This is a genomic window from Christiangramia aquimixticola, assembly GCF_048285835.1.
GTDB lineage: Bacteria > Bacteroidota > Bacteroidia > Flavobacteriales > Flavobacteriaceae > Christiangramia > Christiangramia aquimixticola.
Window position 1 is genome coordinate 1 of the sequence record NZ_JBLVTL010000379.1, and the last position, 230, is coordinate 230.

Here is a 230-nt window from a genome sequence, read left to right on the forward strand (position 1 = left end):
CCATCGGAAGCGCCATCAGGGCCGGTCCAGGTTCCACCATCATCTTCTCCAGTTAAGTAATCACGAAGATTATAATCTGTAGAATCATCAGTGCAAATTGTCAACGGACTACCTGTTCCTGCATCATTTGCAGTATTGACGGTAACCACTACATCCTCTGAATCAGCAGGACATGGTCCATCTCCGTCAGCATCTACTGTATAGGTATATGTACCTGCAGTATCTGTTCC

At 46.1% G+C, this 230-nt stretch carries 1 protein-coding gene; it reads right to left on the reverse strand.

Annotation, left to right across the window (positions count from 1 at the left end; all coding sequences use genetic code 11):
• Nucleotides 1–230, reverse strand: a 230-nt coding sequence (locus ACNKXV_RS14895) for a hypothetical protein (protein WP_417908474.1), incomplete at both ends; no start/stop codon positions are given.